This is a genomic window from Nonomuraea sp. NPDC049695 (assembly GCF_040674955.1).
GTDB lineage: Bacteria > Actinomycetota > Actinomycetes > Streptosporangiales > Streptosporangiaceae > Nonomuraea > Nonomuraea helvata.
Genome location: NZ_JBFANV010000023.1, coordinates 1 through 19,832, shown reverse-complemented (window position 1 = coordinate 19,832; position 19,832 = coordinate 1). Strand labels below are relative to the sequence as shown.

Genomic DNA, 19,832 nt, shown 5'->3' with positions numbered 1-19,832 from the left:
TCTATGGACGCGACTCCCTGATCTCGCCGATGCGTGAGTGCTGCGCCTGGAACCAGTCGGCGGCGATGTCGGTTTCCGTGATGCGTCCGATCAGCGCCAAGGCCGAGCTGACGCTCTCGTCGATCTCCACAAGATCGTCCGGGTTGTCGGATTCGGTGATGATCTGGAAGCGCAGTCCGTCCATCAGATGATCGAGCGCGTGCGGGTCCTCGCCGTACCGCTCATCTGGCGAAGAGGGGTCGAAGGAGATGATCGTGCGCCCGTCGCGAGCGTAGACGAAGGAGGCGTTGTAGTTGATGTCCATGCTGAAACCGAGGGCCTCACGGCCGCCTTCGGAGAGGGAGCGCACGACTTCGCGGTCGGCCTGCGCCGGCACGATGCCGATCCAGCCGTTGACCTCGCCCACCCAGCGAGAGCCATCGTGGATGGCGTGGTCGAGGATCTCGCTCAGGTGACTCGGGGTACGGGTGGCGAGGTCCATGCCGAAGGTGCGGGCGAGGGTGTCGAGGTCCGCGCCCTTGACCCAGATGGTGGTGAAACCCAGCGCCCACAGGTCCATGTCGCTGTCGAGCCCCTCGGTGAAGAGGGTCGAGGTCAGAAGGTCGTGCAGGTAGGTTCGTGACTGCATGGCCGCCTTTCGCGACGAAGGGACGATCGCCCTTCCTGGTCGGAGGATCTTGCTCGTTCCCCCCCGTCAAGGCTTTCGGAGCGTGAAGCACAACAGAGCGGCCAGGACGAGCAGCGCAGCCGAGGCGAGCAGTGTCATCTGCATGCGGAACGTATCCGACCGTGAACGCCTCGTGGCCGGCCCGTACGAAAAGGGCGGTGTCCGCGGTCGGTGGGCGATGTTCCAATGCCCTGCGGCGCCGACGTCCACAAAGCACGGATCGCCGCCGCAACCCCGCTGTGCGGTACCTGGAGCGGGCGGTGGTCCGCCTGCGGCATCAGCCTTGTCACCCACGAGAGCGATAGACGACCTCCTTCCTGGACCGTCCGGGATAGACCACGATCAGATGCCACTCGGCGGGCAGCATGGTGCTGGCGTCCTCGTCGCCCCGTGCGTAGACCCGCACCCGGTAGTGGCCCGGCCCTTTGACAGCCAGATTGGGCAGGGCCCGCCCGGCCCCCTCCCCGCCGCCCGGCTGCATGGCCGGCACCATCAGCCGGCCGCTGCGGCTGGTGACCCCCACCTCGGCCACTTCCTGCCAGCCCTTGAGCCGCAGAGGCGGGGCCTTGTCGAAAGCCTTGACGGTCACGCAGACATTCATCGCTCTGATCGTCTCGATGCCCACGCCCGTCTTCTCGCCTGTGAGTAACCCGTCGTCGTCTCGTTCGACTCCGTCCTCGTTGTCCGGATCGGCGTCGTCGGCGAGGTGATAGCCGCCGCCTTCGGACGTGAAGTACGCGGCAGTCCCCTGCTTGCGGGCCCGCGTCTTGGGCCACGGGTCACGGCAGCCGGCGTTGCTCGCGGCGACGTAGTCGGCCTCCTCCTTGAGCATTTGTTCGTCCGAGGGCATCAGATCCGGGCCTCCGATGACATCGGGGCACAAGAACACCAATGCGCTGTCCAAACCGTGCAGGTTGATTGTCCGGTCCCCGCTGCGCAGCCATTCGTCGGCTCTCCTCCACCCCGGTTGGGCGCACAATGTCCTGCCGGACGCCAGGAGGGCCTGATCGGACTTGTCGTCAGGGAACATCGGCCCGCCCGCGTCCCGTACCAGGCACAAGAAGGCACGCTCCCGATCCTCTATCCGTGTGTCGTCGAACCTACGATGCAGTTTGGTCCACGCAGGGCAGCTGACGTCGTAAGGCGGCCGGTAAGGCCCATGCGGGCCTTCCTCGCCGCCGAGCAGCCCGCCGAGCAGCCCGCCGAGCAGCCCGCCGACCAGCACGACGGCCACGACGCGGCCGAGCGCCCGTAATCGGCCCGGCACCACCCGCGGCTGACTGCCGTCCGCGAGCTCATGAGAGCAGGACACTGTTCTCGACCACCGGCGAGACCACCGTGACAGTCCGGGCTCGGCTCGTCCCGCCTCGGTGGGGGGCTCATGATTGCCTCCTCTGTTGGCCATGATCCCGAGACTCCCACAACGCATGCTGGGTTCACGCATGCCAGCGCGGCCGCCCCCGGGGTGCGGGGTCTGGCCCGCGTGGCGGCAGGTGCTGCAGGCCGGCGCATACGAGCATGACGCCGAGGGCATGACCACATGACGTCGCGCGCGGCCTCCGGTCTGGTCGGGACGTCCTGGGGCTGGGGCGCCTGCGGCAACCGCCTCAGCCGGATAACGATTCACGGGAGCACACGACCTTGGGCTCCAGGTTGTCGTCCGCCTCCGGCATGATCGCCTGTGTGAAGAAAATGACCATATCAACGGTGGTGTTCGCCGCGCTGATGGTGGCCGCCGTGCCGGCGCAGGCGGCCCCCAAGGACCCGGTCGGCGTGCTGAAGGCGACGATCGCCGCCGGGCATGGGGTGCGGTTCACCGGCGACGTCACGTGGACGGACGGCACCGACGAGCGGGGCGCCCGCGACATCAAGGGCGTCTTCCAGTTCGGTAGGAAGGACATCGCCGCGTTCGACATCACGACGAAGGACGGTGACGAGCATGAGCGCGTCATCGCCATCGGCAAGACCGGCTACTATTCGGGCGACCGGATCAGCAGCGTCCTGCCCGAGGGCAAGACCTGGTACAAGAGCAAGAACTACGGCATGCCCGACTCGTGGTCGCAGTTCATCAACCCGGCCGAGCCCAACACCCTGGCCAAACTGCTCAAGAACGGAAAGACCACGGGAAACTCCGTCTCCGGCTCGGTCACCGTGAAGGAGCTCAAGGCCGTTTCGGCCTGGGTCTCCGCCGCGAAGATCGGTAAAGAGCACGATGGCCTGAAGATCTCCTATACCCTCACGCTGTCATCGGCGGGTCTGGTCGACAGGGTGTCGTCCACGTACACGATGGCGGAGGACGGAGAGAGCTACACCAGCACCGTGAAAACCCGTTACACGCAGTGGGGCAGCAAGGTATCGGTCACAGCGCCGGATCCCTCCACGGTAACCACCAAGCCTCGCTGACCCCCGTGCCCGGCGTCGCCTGAAGCGACGCGGCAACGCCGCTCGGGCTCCAGCAGCCGAGCGGCGTTTCGCATACGGTCAGCGACAGCAGCGCGCAGTGGCGGTCGGGGTCAGAAGGTCGTGCAGGTAACTGACGCCGTCCCTGTTCCACCCCGTCAAGGCTTCGAGAGCGTGAAGCACAACAGGGCGGCCAGGACAAGCAGCGCAGCCGAGGCGAGCAGTGTCACCTGCAGCGCGGACACGTACCCGGCCGTGAACGCCTCGTGCCCGGTCCGGACGAAAAGGGCGGTGTCCGCAGGAGGCAGTCCGCGCGGCGCTACCGGCGGGCTGAACTGATGCCCTCCGGCCATCGTGGCCTCGACGAACTGCGAGCGCAGCCCCGCGGGCAGCCGCCCTGCCCGCGCCTCTGCCTCCTGCCGAAGGGCTGAGCTCAGGGACGTGGACAGGATGGCGCCGAGAACCGCGGTGCCGAGCACACCGCCGACCTGCCGGGTGGTGCCGGAAACCCCCGACGCGGCGCCTGCCAGGCGCGGATCGACGCCTTCCAGGGTGACGTGTTGCAGGGGTACGAAGGTCGCGCCGCCCGCGAGGCCGATGATCAGCAGCCCGGGGAGGAGCTGCCACGCGCTGGAGTCCGCGCGCGTCGTCACGACGAGGACCACCAGGCCGACCGCGAGCGTGGCCAGGCCTGCCATGAGGACGCGCTTGCCGCCGACCTTGTCGGACAATCGGCCGGCGAGGGCCGAGCCGATCGCGGTGAGAACGGCGTTGGGCAGCAGGATCAGCCCCGTCTGCAGCGGCGAGTACGCCCGTGCCGTCTGCAGATAGACGACCAGCACCAGGGCAATGCCGATCATGCCCAGCTGGAAGACGAAACCGATCGCGTTGCCGGCCGGGAAGCCGCGGCCGGAGGTGAACAGCTCCAACGGCACCAGCGGTTCGCCGCGCTGGACGCGCTGCCAGACGACGAACAGCACCAGGAGCAGGCCACCGGCGAGGAGGACCGACGTGATGCTGATCGGCCCGGTGATCGTTCCCCAGTCGTAGCGCTCGCCCTCGATCAGCCCGAAAACGACGCCGCTCAGCCCAGCGGTGGCCAGCGCCACCCCCACGAGGTCGAGCTTGTGCGTGCGTGCCGGACGCAGGGCGGGGACGAACGCCAGGGCCGAGAGCGCGGTGAGCACGCCGATGGGCACGTTGATGAAGAAGATCCAGCGCCAGCCGAGGTGCGCCAGGATGAAGCCGCCACCGATCGGGCCGACAATCGGCGCGAAGCCGGCGATCGCCCCGAAGACCCCGAATGCGCGGCCACGCTGCCGGGGCGGGAAGATCGCCAGAATCGACGAGATCACCTGGGGGAAGAGTATCGCTCCGCCCACGCCCTGCAGCACTCGTGCGGCGAGCAGCTGTCCCGGCGAGTCCGACAGGCCGCAGAGGGCGGATGCGACGGTGAAGGCCGAGATGCCGATCAGGAAGAGACGTCTGTATCCGAAGCGGTCCCCGAGCCGCCCGGTGGTGAGCAGCAGCACCGAGAAGACGAGCAGGTAGGCGTCGACGATCCAGAGCACCTCGTCGTACGAGGCGTGGATGTCGATGATCAGGGTGGGGATGGCGATGTTGACGATGGTCCCGTCCAGCAGCGACATGAAGAAGCCGGTGCAGAGGATGCAGAGAACCAGCCACGGCCGTTTCGCCGAGAGCGGCTCGGCGGGATTGAGGGCCGACATGCGGCGTTACCTCCATACGGGAGAACACCGGCCGTGGTTTCCGGGCAGGCGGCACCGCATTCCCGGGTTCACGACCGGCCAGGGACATGTGACTTACCTGGTGGTGGGGTGAAAAGCGCGAATTAGACGCGCTGACGCCGGGTTACGGCAGGTGTGAGAGGGGGCTCGACTCGCAACATGGCGGCAGGAATCGCCGCGCCCTCGAATCAGACAGCGTGCTTGCTCGCCGAATCGTCACCATCAACACAGACCGCCTTGCCGGAATGTGGTGTGTGACTCTCACCTTTTCCGTGTCATCGGACACGGACAAGCTTGATTGGCGAGGCTTATGCCCACGGTGAGAGATCGAACGGAGCCTAGCACAAAAGGCTAAAGGGTGATCCACTCCGTGCTGGTGGTCACCTCGTCGAGCACGTCGGCGAGCGGCTCCACACCGAGGCCCGGCCCCGTGGGCACCTCCAGGTGGCCGTCGGCCAGCTCGAACGGCTCGGTGATGTCGGTCGCGTAGTAGCGCCGCGACGCCGAGGTGTCGCCGGGCAGGGTGAAGCCGGGCAGGGCGGCCAGTGCGACGTTCGCGGCCCGGCCGAGGCCGGTCTCCAGCATGCCGCCGCACCACACCGCGACCCCGTTGGCCCGGCACAGATCGTGGATGCGCCGGGCCTCGAGGTAGCCGCCGATCCGGCCGGGCTTGATGTTGACGATCGAGCACGAGCCGAGCGCGATGGCGGCGGCGGCGTGCTCGGCCGACTCGATGGACTCGTCCAGGCAGATCGGCGTGCCGATCTGCCTGGCCAGCTTGGCGTGCTGCACGAGGTCGTCGTTGGCGAGGGGCTGCTCGATCAGCAGCAGGTCGAACGCGTCGAGCCGGGCCAGTCGCCGGGCGTCGGTCAGGGAGTAGGCGGCGTTCGCGTCGACCTGGAGGAGCAGGTCGTCGCCGAAGCGCTCGCGGACGGCCCGGACCGGCTCGATGTCCCAGCCGGGCTCGATCTTGAGCTTGATGCGGACGTACCCCTCGTCGATGTAGCCCGCCACGGCGTCCAGCAGCTGGGGGATCGAGCTCATGATGCCGACCGAGACCCCGCACGGCACGCGGGTGCGGGCCGCGCCGAGGAACCGGCCGAACGACTCGCCGGCCGCCCTGAGCTGCGCGTCCAGCACGGCCGTCTCCAGCGCCGCCTTGGCCATGCGGTGGCCCTTGATCGGCTCCAGGGCACGGCCGACGTCGTGCACGTCCAGGGTCTTCGGCAGCGCGGGCAGCAGGAAGCGGCGGATCACCTCGGCCGCGCCGTCGGTGTACTCGGAGGAGTAGAGCGGCTCGCCCATCGCCACGCACTCGCCCCACCCCTCGGCGTCCGGCGTCACCACCCTGACCAGCAGGACGTCACGGGCCGTCTCGGTGCCGAACGACGTGCGGAACGGCGCCACCAGCGGCATCGCGATCCGCCGCAGCTCTACTCCGGTGATCTTCACGCTCTCTCCACGACGTAGTGGTACTGCCTTGGCCAACCCTACGACGTCTGCGGCCGCCGGGCCGTGATGAGGATCCTGCTGGGCGCCTCCTGGCTGAGGCGCACCGACTCCAGCGGGACCGTGACCTCCGGGGTGCGGTAGCGGCCGCCGGAGAAGCGGGCGGCCAGGCACGCACGCGCGGCCGTCACGTCGCCGTCGAGCGAGCCGCGCCCGTCGCGGGAGATCTCCACCGCGCACGGCCCCGGCTGCGCGACCAGCACCAGCCCCGCGACGGTCGCGCCGGCCAGCGCGCCCAGGTCGTTCCTGGTCCAGCCGTAGTGCCACATGCCCGCCGCCACCACCGGCGCCGCGGGGCAGCAGCCCGGCGCGGTGCCCACCACGTCGGCACCCTGGGACAGGGCCGCGGCGATCTCCTTCGCGCACGTCGCGGCCGTCGTGCCGACGCGCAGCCCGGGGAACTCCGGCACCGGGCCGCCCACGCCGTAGATGAGCTTGATGCCCGTTTCGACAGGTCCTGGGCTGCCGTCGTGCCATCCGCAGGCCACGACGTCGACCGCCCTGGCAGACCACCACGTGCCGATGCGCAGCATGCTTTGTTGACTACCCTTTGCTGTGAGTCATAACACACTGTTAAAGGTTTACAGTTGCGCGAGTGGAGGATGAGATGGCGCGGGTGCTCGGGGGTGCTGACGCGGTCGTCGAGCCGCTCACGCACAACCCCAAGAACGCGGTCACCGGCGGCATCTGGCGGGTGCGCAGGGGGTCGAGGTCGGCCGTGCTCAAGGTGCTGACCCGGCGCAAGGCGGGCGGCGCGGGCTGGGAGCACTCCGACGACCCGCGCCACTGGAACTACTGGCGCAGGGAGGCCGACGTCTACGCCGACGGCCTGCCGGAGCTGTGGGCGGGCTCGGGAGTGACCGCGCCGAAGCTGCTGGAGCTGGTCGAACGGGACGACGGCGACCTGGCGCTGTGGACCGAGGACGTGGCGGGCCGGCCGGGCACCGCCTGGGACGTCGGGCGCCACGCGCTCTTCGGCCATCAGCTCGGCCTGGCCCAGGGCGCGGCGGGCGAGGTGGAGCGGCCGTGGCTGAGCCGGTCGTTCCTGCGCGACTATGCGGGGTCGAAACCGGTGCCGTACGAGCTGCTCGAGGATGACGAAGCCTGGCGGCACCCCCTGATCAGCGAGAACTTCCCGCCGGGGCTGCGCGGGGAGCTGGTGCGGCTGCACCGGGACCGCGAGGAGTTCCTGGCCGTGCTGGAGTCGCTGCCGAGGGCGCTCTGCCACCTCGACGTGTGGCCGAACAACGTGATCGACCGGGGCGGCGAGAGCGTGCTGGTGGACTGGGCGTTCGCGGGCGACGGCGCGCTGGGCGAGGACGTCGGCAACCACATCCCGGACAGCGTGTTCGACCTGTTCCTGCCCGCCGACCTGCTGCCCGATCTGGAGGCCGCCGTCTACGGGGCTTACCTGCGCGGGCTGCGCGAGGCGGGATGGCGGGGAGACGAGCGGCTGGTACGGCTGGCGGTGTGCGCCTCGGCGGTCAAGTACGACTTCCTGACCCCCATGATGCTCGCCGGCGTGGCGACGGCGCAGGTCGACTACGGCGGCGCCAGGCCCGTGGACGCGGCCCGGCGCTACAGGGAGCGCGGCAAGGCGCTGATGTTCCTGACGGGCTGGGCGGAGGAGGCCCGCAGGCTCGCCGCATCCCTCTAGCGCTCCAGCACCTGCAACGCGTGCGGGTACGCCCCCAGCGGGAGCGGACCTTCGGACGTGCAGACCACCACGTCCGCCACCCGGGCCCCGAACAGGTCGGGCAGGTAGATCCCCGGTTCCAGGCAGAACGTCATCCCCGGCGCGAAGACGGCGTCCTCACCCGGCCACGGCCCCTCGTCGTGCCCCAGCCCGACGCCCCGGCCGACGTGCGCCGCCGCGAAGCGCCCGTACCCGCTCCCGTCGATCACCTCGCCGACGGCCCTGGCCACCTCTGCGACGGGACCGCCGGACCGTACTGCGGCCAGCCCGGCCCGATGCGCGGCCAGCACCACCGAGTACATGGCCTCGAAGTCCTCCGGCGGCTCCGCCACCGCGAACACCCTGGCCACCTCGGCGCAGTAGCCGCCCCACCGCCCGCACACCGACACCGTCAGCGCGTCCCCGGGGTTGATCACGCGCTCCCCGGGCACGTGCGCGGGCCGCGCCGAGTGCTCGCCCGCCGCCACCCGGAGCGACAGCAGCTCCTCGCACCCCGACTCGGCCGCCAGCACCCGCAGCCGGTGGGCCATCGCCCGTTCGGTCGCCCCGAACCAGGCCAGCTCCCGCGCCTGCGCCAGCACCTCTTCGGCCGCCGCCACCGCACGCCGGACGGCCTCGACCTCGTACGGCTCCTTGCGCAGCCGCAGCGGCCACAGCACGGAGGACGCGGGCACGAGCTCGGCCTCGATCGCCAGCCCGAACAGCTCACGCACCCGCATCTCCGGATCCACCCCGACGCGCCGCGCACCCTCGGGCAGCATCCCGGCCGGGTCGGCGGTCTCGGCCACGACGTGCCGCGTCACCACGAGGAACGCGCCCTCGCCGCCTCCGAGGAACCGGAAGTCGGGCGAGGAGCGCAGCACCAGCGCGTCGACCCCGGCCTCGTCCATGGCCGCCCGTACCGCCGCGACCCGCGCCGTCGCCTGCCGGCGGTCTGACGGGGTCGCGGGTGCGTCGTGCGGCGCGGGCGTCACTTCGGCTCGTGCAGCCAGCAGGCGACCGGCCCGAACTCCGGCTCCTTCTCGCGGCACACGTCCATCACGAACGGGCAGCGCGGGCTGAACCTGCACCCTCCCGGCGGATTCGCCGGATCCGGCACGTCGCCGGGCAGCTCCGCGGGCAGCACGCCCATGCCGTCCGGCTTGGGGATGGCCTGCAGCAGCGCCTTCGTGTACGGGTGCTGGGGATCGGCCCACACCTCGGCCGTGTCGCCCACCTCGACGATCTTGCCGAGATACATGACGGCGATCCGGTCGGCGATCAGCCGCACCACGGACAGGTCATGGCTGATGAACAGCAGCCCCGCGCCCGAGTCCACGGCCAGGTCCCGCATCAGCCTGGCCACCTGCGACTGCGCCGAGGCGTCCAGCGCCGAGATGGGCTCGTCCCCGATCAGCAGCCGCGGCCGCGCGGCCAGGGCGCGGGCGATGGCGATGCGCTGCCGCTGCCCGCCGGAGAACTCATGCGGATGCCGCCCGGCGAAGTCCCGCGGCAGGCCGACGCGTTCCAGCAGGTCGGCGGGTGACGTGGCGGTGTCGTTCGAGGTCCGCAGCCCGTCGGCGATCTGGTCGCCGACCCGCCGCCGGGGGTTCAGCGACGCGTACGGATCCTGGAACACCATCTGGATCCCGGTCAGCTTCCTGCGCCGCAGGCCGAGCGGCGTGACCGGCTCCCCGTCGAACGCGATGGAGCCGCCCGTGATCGGGTTCAGCCCGCAGACGGCGCGGGCCAGGGTCGACTTGCCGCATCCGGACTCGCCGACCAGGCCGACGACCTCGCCGGGGTTGACCGCGAGGCTGGCCCCGGCCACGGCCCGCACGGCGGGACGGCCGGGGGTGCGGTGCTCGACGACCAGCTGGTCGATGGTCAGGAGGGTCATCGTGCCTCCGCGTCGGGAAGGGAGTCCAGCAGGGAGCGGGTGTAGGCGTGCGCGGGTTCGCGCAGCACGCGCCCGCGCGGGCCCGACTCCACGACCAGCCCGTCCTTCATCACGCTCACCTCGTCCGCCACCGCCGACATCACCCCCAGGTCGTGCGTGACCAGCAGCACGGCCAGCCCCAGCTCGTCGCAGAGCCCGCGCAGCAGCCGCAGCACGCCCGCCTGCACGGTGACGTCCAGCGCGGTGGTCGGCTCGTCGGCGATCAGCACCTTGGGGGAGCAGGCCAGCGCGATGGCGATGGCGATGCGCTGCCGCATCCCGCCGGAGAACTGGTGCGGATACCGTCCGTACGCCTCCTCGGCCCCGGGGATCCGCACCTTGCCCAGCAGCTCCACCGCCCGGGCCCGCGCCTCGGCCTTGCCCAGCTTCAGGTGGTGCCGCATGTGCTCGGTGAGCTGCCTGCCGATGGTCAGCATCGGGTGAAGGCTCGTCGCGGGGTCCTGGAAGACCATGGCGACCTCGCCGCCGCGCACCCGGTTCAGTTCCTTGGGCGCCAGCGTGAGCAGCTCGCGCTCGCCGAGCCGTACCGAACCCGACACCCGGGCGCCGTGCGGCAGCAGGCCCAGCACGGCCAGCCCCGTCATGGTCTTGCCCGACCCGCTCTCGCCGGCCAGGCCGTGCACGCGGCCCGCCTCGAGCGTGAGGTCGACGCCGCGCAGGATCTCCTTGCCGCCGATCGTCACCTTCAGCCCGGTGATGTCCAGCGTCATAGGGCACGCTCCTTGATCGCGCGGGCCGTACGGGGGTCGAGCGCGTCGCGCAGGGTGTCGCCCAGGAAGTTGAACGCCAGCACCACGGTCAGGATCGCCAGGCCGGGGAACGTCGCCACCCACCAGCTGTCGAACACCTCCACCCCCGAGGCCACCATCGCCCCCCACTCGGGAGACGGCGGCTTGGCCCCGAGGCCCAGGAACGACAGGCCCGACAGCAGCAGCAGGGCGGTGCCGATGTCGAGGGTGGCCAGGACGAGGACGGGGCCGGTCACGTTCGGCAGCACGTCCACCCGCAGCGAGCGCCACACCGAGAAGCCCAGCAGCCGGCCGCTCAGCACGAACTCCCGCTCCCGCACCCCCAGCACCAGCCCGCGCGTGACCCGGGCGTACGCCGGCCAGGCCACCACCAGTACGGCCAGCACGGCGTTGGTGAGGCTGGCGCCGAGCGCCGCGGCCACCACCATGGCGAGGATCACGGTCGGGAACGCGAACACCAGGTCCGCCACCCGCATGATCGTCTCATCGACCCATTTGCCGAAGTATCCGGCGCACGCGCCGAGCAGCCCGCCGATCAGCACCGAGAGGGCGACCAGCAGCAACGTCAGCGGGATCGACACCCGCGCCCCGTACATGACGCGGCTGAGGATGTCGCGGCCGAGCTGGTCGGTGCCGAACCAGTGCCCGGGACCGGGGGCCGCCAGCCGCGGCAGGTCCTGGGCCAGGGGGTCGTGCGGCGCCAGCGCGGGCGCGGCCAGCGCGACGACCAGCCAGGCCACCGCCAGCACGCCGCCGGCCACGGCCAGGGGCTGCCGCCACGCCTCGGGCAGTCGCTTCAAGATCATTGAAGCCTCACTCGGGGATCGATGACGCCGTACAGGACGTCCACGATCAGGTTGATGACCAGGTAGACGATGCCGACGACCAGGCCGACGCCCATGACGGCCGGCAGGTCGAGGGTGGTGGCGCTCTTGTACGCGTACTGGCCGATGCCGGGCCAGGCGAAGATCGCCTCGACCAGCACGGTGCCGGACAGGAGGCTGCCGAAGGCCAGGCCCGCCACGGTGATGACGGGCACGAGGGCCGAGCGCAGCACGTACCTGAACAGGATCGTCCGGCCCGGCAGCCCCTTGGCCCTGGCGGCGCGCACGTAGTCCTGCCCCAGCACCTCCAGCACCGCCGAACGCGTGAAGCGCGTGAGCAGCCCGATCGTGTAGAGCGCCAGGACCAGCGCGGGCGTGGCGAGATGGCCGACGGCGGAGGTGAAGACGTCCCACCGTCCCGCCAGCAGCGCGTCCACCGTCTGCAGCCCGGTCACGGCCGGGGCCGCGCCGCCGAGCGCCGCGTCCACCCGGCCGCTGCCCGGGGTGAGCTGCAGGCGGTAGAAGAACACGTAGAACGCCACCAGCGCCAGCCAGAACGTCGGCACGGAGATGCCGATGAGGCTCAGCACGCGCAGCACGTGGTCGGAGGCCCGGTCCCTGCGCAGCGCGGCGATCACGCCGAACGCCACGCCGAGCAGCAGTGACACCACGATCGCCGCCCCGGCCAGCTCCAGCGTGGCCGGGACGAACTCGGCCAGGTCCTGGCTGACCGGGCGGTGGCTCTGCTGGCTGACGCCGAGGTCGCCGTGGAACAGCCCCTGGAGGTGGATCACGTACTGCTGCCAGAGCGGCTTGTCCAGCCCGTGCTCGGCCCGCCACTGCGCCACGATCGCCGGGTCGCCGAGGGCCCGCTGGCCGAGGTTGGCCGCCACGGGGTCGCCGGGGACGAGGTTCGTCAGGATGAACGTGACGAGCGTGATGCCCCAGGCCATCAGGACGGCGAGGAGGATACGCCGGATCAGGAAGCGGACGAGCGGATGGGCCCGTGCCGCCCGGCCCCGGCGAGCAGGGCCGGGACCGGGCGGTGAGTCAGGCGCGCCCGGGTTGTCGGACACCTGGGAGACCCCTTACTTCACGCCGAGGTCGGCGACGTCCACCGTCCACACCGGGTGGTACTCGAGCCCGGTCACGGACGCGGCCGTCACGATGTTCTGGCTCGGCTGGATGAGCGGGATGAACGGCCCCGAGGCGTTGAGCTTGGTCTGCACGTCCTCGTAAGCGGCCTTGCGGGCGTCGTCGCCGATCGCGACGGCGGCCTTGTCACCGGCGGCCTCGATCTCCTTGGCAGCCCCAGCCTTCCAGCCGGCCCGCAGGCCCACCGTCTTGCCGGGCAGGAACGCCAGGTAGTCGCTCGGGTCGGGGTAGTCCGGGCCCCAGTACCACAGGCCCAGCTCCTCCTTGCCGTTGCGGTAGTTGTCCAGCGCGGTGGTGACCGGCGCGGGCTGCAGGTCCACCGTGATGCCGACCTCCTTGAGGTTGGCCTGGACCCGCTCGGCCAGCGGCTGGAACGACAGGCCGTTCACGGTCAGCTCGCTCGGGTACTCCAGCTTGACGGTCGGGTTCGTCAGACCGCTGGCGGCCAGCGCCGCCTTGGCGCCCGCCACGTCGCGCTTGGTGGCCGCGGCGGCGGGCAGCGCGCCGAGCAGCTGCGACGGGATGACGCCCGGCGCCTGGGTCGCGCCCTCGCTGGCCAGCTCCAGCAGCCCCGCGTAGTCCACGCCCTTGCGCACCGCCTCCACGAACTTGGCGTTCGGCGTGGTCTTGCTGACGCCGGAGTCCTGGTTGGCCAGCAGGAAGATGACGTTCGCCGAGGCGGTCTTCTTGACCTGGAGGGTCGCGGGCATGCCGGTGACCTGGTCGCCCGACAGGTTCAGCGCCACCTGGCTGTCGCCGCGCTGCACGTTCAGCTTCTGCGTGGCCGCCTCGACGTTGCGGATGACGACCTTGTCGTAGGCGGGCTTGGTGCCGTAGTACTTCGGGTTCGCCTTGAGCGTGACCTGGCTGCTCACGTTGAACGACTCGATCTCGTACGGCCCCGAGCCGGCCGAGGCCGAGTTCAGGTACTGCTCGGCCTTGTCCTGGGCGTCCTCGGTGGCGCCGTGCTGCTTGGCGAGCTTGCTGTTGATGATGCCGAGCGCCGGGTTGGGCAGGATGTACGGCAGCGCCGGGTTGGCCGTCTTCGACGTCAGCGTGATCGTCGAGTCGTCGGTCTTGGCCACCTCGACGCCGTCCAGCAGGAACGACGGCGTGCCCTTCATGTCACGCACGCGCGTCAGCGAGAACACCACGTCGTCGGCCGTCACCGGCGACCCGTCCGAGAACGTGGCGCCCTTCTTCAGCTTGAGCGTCAGCGTCTTGCCGTCCTTGCTCAGCTCGTACGACTCCGCCAGCGCGGGCACCGGCTTGGTCACGTCGGCCCCGTCGAACGTCAGCAGCGTCTCGTAGACCGCCTTGCCGACGATCAGGCCCGTTGGCTCGTACGTGCGGCCAGGGTCGGCCGTCTTGAGGTCGAAGGACGTGTCGATGACGAGGGTCTTGCCGCCACCGCCGGAGGCGGCGGGGGACTGGGAGCTGCCGCCGCTTCCGCAGGCGGCGAGGGCGAGTGCACCGGCGAGCAGCACAGCCGCCGTCTGCGAGCGGGTCGCCATGGTAGGTCCTCCAAGATTTGGACGTTCGTCAGAAGGATGTCGAGGATTGTGCGGCAGAACGTCCAGGTCACGCGTGGTCGGCGAGACGTATATAAAGGTCAGTGAGGTAATGATGAGTGATATTTCTAGAAATGGTGCTGGCGGTGGCGGTCAGCCTGGACGGATCGGCATCGGTCTCGAGCTGGACGAGATCCACATGAAGATCCTCGAGGTCCTGCGCGAGAACGGCAGGATTTCGGTCGCCGCGCTGGCCGAGCGGGTCGGCATCTCCCGTGCGAACGCCTACACCCGCTTCGAGGCGCTGCGCGCCGACGGCGCGATCAAGCGCTTCACCGCCGAGATCGACCACGTGCGGGCCGGGCTCGGCATCACCGCGCTGATCTTCGTGACCGTACGCCAGCAGATGTGGAAGCAGTTCAGGGCCGAGCTGGCCCGGATGCCGGAGGTCGAGTACTGCGCGATCACCACCGGGCAGCACGACGCCATGATCCAGGTACGCGTGTCCGACGTGGCCGCCGTGCACACCATGGTGACCGACCGCCTGGCCAACATCCCGGCGGTCAAGGCGACCGAGACGGTGTTCATCCTGGACGAGGTGCTCAGGCGGCCGTACGTGCTGCCCAGTGACCGCGACCGCGACAGGGACCGGTCCCGCCCGTCACGGCGGCCCGTCCAGGAGGGCGCCCAGAGCGGCGTGCCGCTCGGCAAGATGCGCTTCGTCGGCGCCGCCGAGGGCCGCGCCGCCCTTCGCAAGGACGACTAGCGACGACCAGCGAAAGGGGCGACGGCGCGGTCAGGCGACTTCCCGGCAGACGCTCACGTGGACCGTGTCGTCGCCGTCGAAACTGAACTCCTCCACCAGCCGCAGCAGCCCGTCGTCCGCCTTCTCGATGCGGCTGCTGCTCTGGCCGCCCGCCGTCCCACCGGCCTTCAGCGCGTGCACGTACGAGATCGACACCAGGTCGCCGTCACGTGTGCCGACGAAGTGCCCGTGGGTCACGGTGTCGCCGGTGTAGCTGCCCCACACCACTCCGTCGGACTCCTGGTAGTGGAACTCCGTGGGGCTGTCCTGGTCGACTGCGCTCGCCGTCGAGCTCACCATCACGAATTTGCGGCCGTTGAGATTCACGCCCGCCATGGTGCCCACATTTCCTGAAATGTCAGCATCCCGCTGGACGGATAGTGAGGAACGGCGGTCAATGATCGACAATCCGTCCATCCGGCGGCATCAGCGCACGCCGAACGGGAGCAGACCCGCTATCCGGGCGGTCAGGGCTCCGGGTGGCCCTCGTCGGCCTGGTGGACGCGGGTCCAGGTGGCGCCGCATCCGCAGCGGTACTCCTCGATCAGATTTCCGTCCTCGCTGACCGCCAGACCTTGGTTGACGCGGACGTGGACGTGCTCGCTCATGGGCCCTTCCTTATGTTTGCCCAGCTCACAGCAGTTTCGCCTAGGGTACCGTCCCCGCTGCTTGCCCGGGACTTTGCTCTTCCGCGCCTGACGCCATCATTGCACTGTGTGATAGTAATGTGACGTTACGTATCCACGAGGTTCGGGAGATTCTTCATGGTGGCGTACCTGCTCTCGATCTTGGCGGCCGTGGGCGCCGTGGCGCTCACCGCGCTGGTGTTCAGGAAGGTCAAACGGGCCGGCGAGGACCGCGACCCCAACGGGCCGTCCGCCGCGCACGCCGGGGCGATGCTGTCGGCCATGTTCCTGCTGGTGTTCGCGATCGCGATCATCGTGCCCTGGACCACGGCCGACGCCGCCCGCCTCAACACCCACGCCGAGAGCCAGGCGGCGGTCGACGCGTACTGGGCGGCCTCCGGCCTGCCGGGCACCGCGCCGCAGGACGTGCGCAGGGCGCTGCGCGACTATGTCACGTTCGTCGTCAGGGACGAGTGGCCGCTCATGGGCGAGGGCCGGATGGACCCGGTCGGCGCCGCCAGGATCGACGAGTTGCGCGGCCGCGTCACCGACCTGCCGGTCAGCGGCGACCAGCAGGAGGCGGCCCAGACCAGCGTGCTGGGATACCTCAGCACGCTCTCCGCGGCGCGGGCCCAGCGCACCGCCGACGCCGCCGCCACGCCGCCCCGGGGGCTGCTGGTCCTGACCATTCTCACGGGCGCGCTGGTCGTCGTCTTCCCGTTCCTGGCCGGGGCCAGGCCCAAGGGGCTCGCGATGCTGCCGCTGGTGGCGACGGCGGGGCTGCTGGGCTTCGGCACGTACCTGAGCTGGGACATCTCTCACGCCTTCGCCGGACCGCTGGCCGTGGGGCCACAGGCGTTCCAGGGGGCGCTGCAGGAGTTCGCGCGCATCGGCGGGGGGCTGTGAGCGTGGGCCTCAGGCGCGCGCCGCTGCTGCTGGCCGTGGCCCTGGCCGCCGTGGCCGTCGCCGGTCCCGCGGCGGCCGACCGGGGGCCGTGGCCCCATCCGGTGCCACGCGTGTCCGTACGCCCGCCCGCGCCCCCCAAAGGCGTCACCGTCGGGCCCACGGTGTCCGTGCCCCGGGTGCGGACCTGGCGGAAGCCGGTCCCCGGGGTGTCGATCTCGATGCCGCCCGGCAGGCGGGCAGTGCCCAAGGTCACGGTGCCCGGCGTGACGATCTACCTGGGCGGGGTGTGCACCGGCCGGGTCCAGGTGGGGGAGTGCCCGCGCAAGGTGCCCCACCAGGTGCCCCACCAGGTGCGGCGGCCCGTGCCCTGGACGACGCCGGTACGCGCGCCGACCCCTGTCCCCACGCCGAAGGTGACTCCCCGGGCGCCTTTGCGGCGGCAGGTCGCGGCCTCGCCGTCCCGCCGTAGGAGCCCGATCTCCACCGTGCTGGTGATGACCGTCCTGGTCTCGGCGATCACCTCGACGACGGCCGTGGCGTTCCGCTCCCGCCGCTGATCAGCGGCCCCGCTGATCAGCGGGGCCGCTTTATTCGGGTGCCGCGTCCCGGCGCGGCATGGCACACTGGCCGCCGGGCTCGGCGATCATCGTCCGGGCCCGGCGGTGGTGTGCGGTTGATCAGGGGAGTGGCGGCTGTGGCCGACGAAGAGGTGCTGACCGGCGGCGGCGTCAACCACGTGGTCAGGGCCGGGGACACCGTACGGCGGCCCACCGGGGCCTGGACCCCGGCCGTGCACGCGCTGCTCGGTCACCTGGAGGCGCGGGGGTTCGCCGGGGCGCCCCGCGGCCACGGGATCGACGGGGAGGGGCGGGAGATCCTCGACTTCGTGCCCGGCGACGCTCCCGGCTTCCCGCTGCCGGAGTGGGCGCAGACGGATGAGGCGTTGGCGGCCGTCGGCGTGCTGCTGCGCGAGTACCACGACGCCACCCTCGGCTTCCCGATTTCTCGTGATTTCTCGTGGTACTTCCCGCCGGTGGAGCCGGCGGAGGTGATCTGTCACGGGGACGTCGCCCCGTACAACTGCGTCTTCCGCGAGGGCCGGCCGGTGGCGTTCATCGACTTCGACACCGCCCACCCCGGGCCGCGGATCTGGGACGTGTCCTACGCCGCCTACCGGTTCGTGTCGCTCAGCGATCCCCGGCACGAGGGCGTGGGCTCGTGGCCGGTGGAGGAGCAGGCGCGGCGGCTGCGGCTGTTCGCCGACGCGTACGGGCTCGAGGACGCGGACCGGCACGCGCTGGTGTCCACCGCGCGGGCCCGGCTGGACCAGATGGTGCGCCACATGTACGACCAGGCCGCCGCGGGCAACGAGGCCTTCGCCGGCCACATCGAGCGGGGAGACGACCGCTTCTACCGCGCCGACATGGATCACCTGGCCCGCCACGAGAGCGCGTTCCGCTCCGCGCTCACGGACTGACCGCGGACGCCGCGCCGGCCTTGAGCTCGGCGATTCGGCCGTCTCCCGACGTCCCCGCACGAACGTGCTCGCCTCCAGCGGGCATGCGCTTTGACGGCCGGCGGGAAGACCGCGAGGCTTCCGGCGGTTTCACGTGATCGTGGAGGAGACCGAGGTAGTGGTGATCGGCGCCGGGCAGGCGGGGCTGTCCAGTGCGTACTTCCTGCGCAGGTTCGGGTTCGAGCCGGTCGTGCTGGACGCGGGCGACGGGGCGGGAGGGGCGTGGCGCCACCGCTCGCCCTCGCTGACCATGGACAAGGTGCACGGGATCTTCGACCTGCCCGGCGTGCCCCGTGACCCGGAGGTGGACGGCCGCCGCCCCGTCGCCGAGGTGGTCCCCGCGTACTACGCGGCCTACGAGGAGGAACTGGGGCTGGACGTCGTACGACCGGTGAAGGTCACCTCCGTGCGGCGCGACCCGGACGGTCGCCTGGTGCTCGCCACGGACGCGGGGGAGTGGTCGGCCCGGGCCGTGGTCAACGCGACGGGCACCTGGACCCGTCCGTACTGGCCCCACTACCCTGGCGCGGCCGGTTTCGAGGGACGCCAGCTCCACTACGCGAGCTACCGCGGGCCGGAGGAGTTCAGCGGGCGGCACGTGATCGTGGTGGGCGGGGGAGCGTCGGCGATGCACGTGCTCTCCGAGATCGCCGGCGTCGCCGCCGGCACGGCCTGGGTCACCCGGCGGCCGCCCGTCTTCCGTGACGGTGACTTCGGCGAGAACGCCCGGCGCGAGGCCGTCGCCCTGGTCGAGGAGCGCGTCCGCGCCGGTCTCCCGCCGCAGAGCGTGGTGGGCGCCACCGGCCTGGGGTACAGCACGGTCGTACGCGAGGCCCTGGCGAAGGGCGTCCTGAACCGCCTGCCCATGTTCGACCGCGTCACCGCACACGGCGTCACCTGGCCCGCGGACGAGCACTCGGCGACGGGCGGGTTCCTGGCCGCGGACACGATCATCTGGGCCACCGGGTTCCGCTCGGCCCTGGACCACCTCGCGCCCCTGCGCCTGCGGGAGCCGGGCGGCGGGATCAAGGTGGACGGCACCCAGGCCGTCAAGGAGCCCGCGCTGCAGCTCGTCGGCTACGGGCCGTCCGCCAGCACGATCGGCGCGAACCGCGCAGGACGCACGGCCGCGCGCAACGTGCGCGGCTACCTGACCGCCCAGCCGGCCCGGCCCGCCGCCTGACCCTCGGGTTCGCTCTAGTGGGCCCCCTGGGGGATGCGGACCTGGGTCTCCCCGGGACCGCTGAACGTCCCTTCCCGGCGTACGGTGTGCCAGCGCAGCCGCACGCCCAGCAGGGCCGTCGCCAGTGACTGGATGACCACGAGGTACATGAGCTGGCGGTAGACGAACTGCTGGAGCGGCAGCACCCAGAGCGCCGAGGCGCGCTCGCCGTCCAGGCGGAGGGCGTACCAGCCGGTCAGCGCCTGCACCACCACGAAACCCGCCCATACCGCGACGACCGGCAGCGGATCGCCCAGGACCGTGTTGTAGATCGCCATGAGGTCGACGACGGGAGCCAGCAAGGGCAGCAGCACCTGGAAGAGGGCCAGGTAACCGAGGCAGCGGCGGCCGAACGGGCCGGGCTCGAGCACGGCGCGCCGGTGCTTCCACATCGCCTGCAGGGTGCCGTAGCACCAGCGGTAGCGCTGCTTCCACAGCTGGCCGAGCGAGGTCGGCGCCTCCGTGGAGCGCTCGTGTTCTACGTGGTGCTGCTCGTCATCTACATGTTCGACATGCGCCCCAGGCGACAGTCCGTGCAGCATCCCACGATGACTACCGG

At 70.9% G+C, this 19,832-nt stretch carries 21 protein-coding genes; 7 read left to right on the top strand and 14 right to left on the bottom strand.

Going from position 1 to position 19,832, the window contains the following annotated elements:
- Position 1: 1 nt before the first annotated feature.
- Both AB0J64_RS21385 and AB0J64_RS21380 read right to left on the bottom strand, forming a co-directional pair.
- Positions 2 to 628, bottom strand: a complete 627-nt coding sequence (locus AB0J64_RS21385; RefSeq protein WP_364029232.1) for a DUF6461 domain-containing protein — start codon at positions 626 to 628, stop codon at positions 2 to 4.
- Positions 629 to 953: 325 nt separating this feature from the next.
- Positions 954 to 1,901, bottom strand: a complete 948-nt coding sequence (locus AB0J64_RS21380; RefSeq protein ID WP_364029230.1) for a hypothetical protein — start codon at positions 1,899 to 1,901, stop codon at positions 954 to 956.
- Between the two features lie 449 nt (positions 1,902 to 2,350).
- Between AB0J64_RS21380 and AB0J64_RS21375 the strand changes: the two genes are divergently transcribed.
- A complete protein-coding gene (locus AB0J64_RS21375) occupies positions 2,351 to 3,070 on the top strand; it encodes a hypothetical protein (protein WP_364029228.1) in 720 nt (239 codons plus the stop codon).
- A gap of 155 nt (positions 3,071 to 3,225) precedes the next feature.
- Here AB0J64_RS21375 and AB0J64_RS21370 read toward each other — a convergent pair whose 3' ends face one another.
- From AB0J64_RS21370 to AB0J64_RS21360, 3 genes are all read right to left on the bottom strand, one after another.
- Complete coding sequence (locus tag AB0J64_RS21370) at positions 3,226 to 4,797, bottom strand: DHA2 family efflux MFS transporter permease subunit (RefSeq protein WP_364029226.1); 1,572 nt, start codon at positions 4,795 to 4,797, stop codon at positions 3,226 to 3,228.
- Positions 4,798 to 5,166: 369 nt separating this feature from the next.
- On the bottom strand, positions 5,167 to 6,267 hold the full coding sequence (menC, locus tag AB0J64_RS21365) for an o-succinylbenzoate synthase (RefSeq protein WP_364029224.1): 1,101 nt from the start codon (positions 6,265 to 6,267) through the stop codon (positions 5,167 to 5,169).
- A 38-nt stretch (positions 6,268 to 6,305) separates the two neighbouring features.
- Positions 6,306 to 6,857 carry an acyclic terpene utilization AtuA family protein gene (locus tag AB0J64_RS21360; RefSeq protein ID WP_364029222.1) on the bottom strand — a complete coding sequence of 184 codons (552 nt, stop codon included), beginning with the start codon at positions 6,855 to 6,857 and terminating at the stop codon, positions 6,306 to 6,308.
- A gap of 62 nt (positions 6,858 to 6,919) precedes the next feature.
- Between AB0J64_RS21360 and AB0J64_RS21355 the strand changes: the two genes are divergently transcribed.
- Positions 6,920 to 7,981 (top strand): hypothetical protein, encoded by a 1,062-nt coding sequence (locus AB0J64_RS21355; protein WP_364029220.1) that lies wholly within the window; start codon positions 6,920 to 6,922, stop codon positions 7,979 to 7,981.
- Here the strand turns inward: AB0J64_RS21355 and AB0J64_RS21350 are convergent.
- Genes AB0J64_RS21350 through AB0J64_RS21325 form a run of 6 tightly spaced genes read right to left on the bottom strand, consistent with a single transcriptional unit; the run spans position 7,978 to position 14,201 of the window.
- Positions 7,978 to 8,994 carry a M24 family metallopeptidase gene (locus AB0J64_RS21350; protein ID WP_364029218.1) on the bottom strand — a complete coding sequence of 339 codons (1,017 nt, stop codon included), beginning with the start codon at positions 8,992 to 8,994 and terminating at the stop codon, positions 7,978 to 7,980. The two genes, AB0J64_RS21355 and AB0J64_RS21350, sit on opposite strands and share 4 nt — an antisense overlap.
- Positions 8,991 to 9,899: an ABC transporter ATP-binding protein gene (locus AB0J64_RS21345; RefSeq protein WP_364029216.1), complete on the bottom strand. Its 909-nt coding sequence runs from the start codon at positions 9,897 to 9,899 to the stop codon at positions 8,991 to 8,993. Before AB0J64_RS21345 ends, AB0J64_RS21350 begins: the two co-directional genes overlap by 4 nt.
- Positions 9,896 to 10,669 carry an ABC transporter ATP-binding protein gene (locus AB0J64_RS21340; protein ID WP_364029214.1) on the bottom strand — a complete coding sequence of 258 codons (774 nt, stop codon included), beginning with the start codon at positions 10,667 to 10,669 and terminating at the stop codon, positions 9,896 to 9,898. Before AB0J64_RS21340 ends, AB0J64_RS21345 begins: the two co-directional genes overlap by 4 nt.
- Positions 10,666 to 11,514: an ABC transporter permease gene (locus AB0J64_RS21335; protein WP_364029212.1), complete on the bottom strand. Its 849-nt coding sequence runs from the start codon at positions 11,512 to 11,514 to the stop codon at positions 10,666 to 10,668. Before AB0J64_RS21335 ends, AB0J64_RS21340 begins: the two co-directional genes overlap by 4 nt.
- The gene (locus AB0J64_RS21330) at positions 11,511 to 12,608 is read right to left on the bottom strand and encodes an ABC transporter permease (RefSeq protein ID WP_364029210.1); all 1,098 of its coding nucleotides are present in this window, start codon (positions 12,606 to 12,608) and stop codon (positions 11,511 to 11,513) included. Before AB0J64_RS21330 ends, AB0J64_RS21335 begins: the two co-directional genes overlap by 4 nt.
- 12 nt (positions 12,609 to 12,620) lie before the next feature.
- Entirely contained in the window at positions 12,621 to 14,201 is a 1,581-nt protein-coding gene (locus tag AB0J64_RS21325; protein WP_364029208.1) for an ABC transporter substrate-binding protein, read from the bottom strand.
- 109 nt (positions 14,202 to 14,310) lie between these two features.
- On the opposite strand from AB0J64_RS21325, the gene AB0J64_RS21320 reads away from it, so the two are divergent.
- Positions 14,311 to 14,964, top strand: a complete 654-nt coding sequence (locus AB0J64_RS21320) for an Lrp/AsnC family transcriptional regulator (RefSeq protein ID WP_344984118.1) — start codon at positions 14,311 to 14,313, stop codon at positions 14,962 to 14,964.
- A 30-nt stretch (positions 14,965 to 14,994) separates the two neighbouring features.
- Here AB0J64_RS21320 and AB0J64_RS21315 read toward each other — a convergent pair whose 3' ends face one another.
- Positions 14,995 to 15,330, bottom strand: coding sequence for a hypothetical protein (locus AB0J64_RS21315; RefSeq protein WP_364029206.1), 336 nt, complete (start codon positions 15,328 to 15,330; stop codon positions 14,995 to 14,997).
- Between the two features lie 140 nt (positions 15,331 to 15,470).
- Complete coding sequence (locus AB0J64_RS21310; protein ID WP_364029204.1) at positions 15,471 to 15,611, bottom strand: hypothetical protein; 141 nt, start codon at positions 15,609 to 15,611, stop codon at positions 15,471 to 15,473.
- Between the two features lie 156 nt (positions 15,612 to 15,767).
- Here AB0J64_RS21310 and AB0J64_RS21305 point away from each other — a divergent pair, with 156 nt between their 5' ends.
- From AB0J64_RS21305 to AB0J64_RS21290, 4 genes are all read left to right on the top strand, one after another.
- Positions 15,768 to 16,535 (top strand): hypothetical protein, encoded by a 768-nt coding sequence (locus AB0J64_RS21305; protein WP_364029202.1) that lies wholly within the window; start codon positions 15,768 to 15,770, stop codon positions 16,533 to 16,535.
- A gap of 2 nt (positions 16,536 to 16,537) precedes the next feature.
- Positions 16,538 to 17,092 (top strand): hypothetical protein, encoded by a 555-nt coding sequence (locus tag AB0J64_RS21300; RefSeq protein WP_364029200.1) that lies wholly within the window; start codon positions 16,538 to 16,540, stop codon positions 17,090 to 17,092.
- Between the two features lie 137 nt (positions 17,093 to 17,229).
- The gene (locus AB0J64_RS21295; RefSeq protein WP_364029198.1) at positions 17,230 to 18,012 is read left to right on the top strand and encodes an aminoglycoside phosphotransferase family protein; all 783 of its coding nucleotides are present in this window, start codon (positions 17,230 to 17,232) and stop codon (positions 18,010 to 18,012) included.
- 139 nt (positions 18,013 to 18,151) lie between these two features.
- Positions 18,152 to 19,234 (top strand): FAD-dependent oxidoreductase, encoded by a 1,083-nt coding sequence (locus AB0J64_RS21290; protein WP_364029196.1) that lies wholly within the window; start codon positions 18,152 to 18,154, stop codon positions 19,232 to 19,234.
- 14 nt (positions 19,235 to 19,248) lie between these two features.
- Here AB0J64_RS21290 and AB0J64_RS21285 read toward each other — a convergent pair.
- Positions 19,249 to 19,832, bottom strand: a 584-nt coding sequence (locus AB0J64_RS21285) for a glycosyltransferase family 2 protein (RefSeq protein WP_364029194.1), incomplete at its 5' end; no start/stop codon positions are given.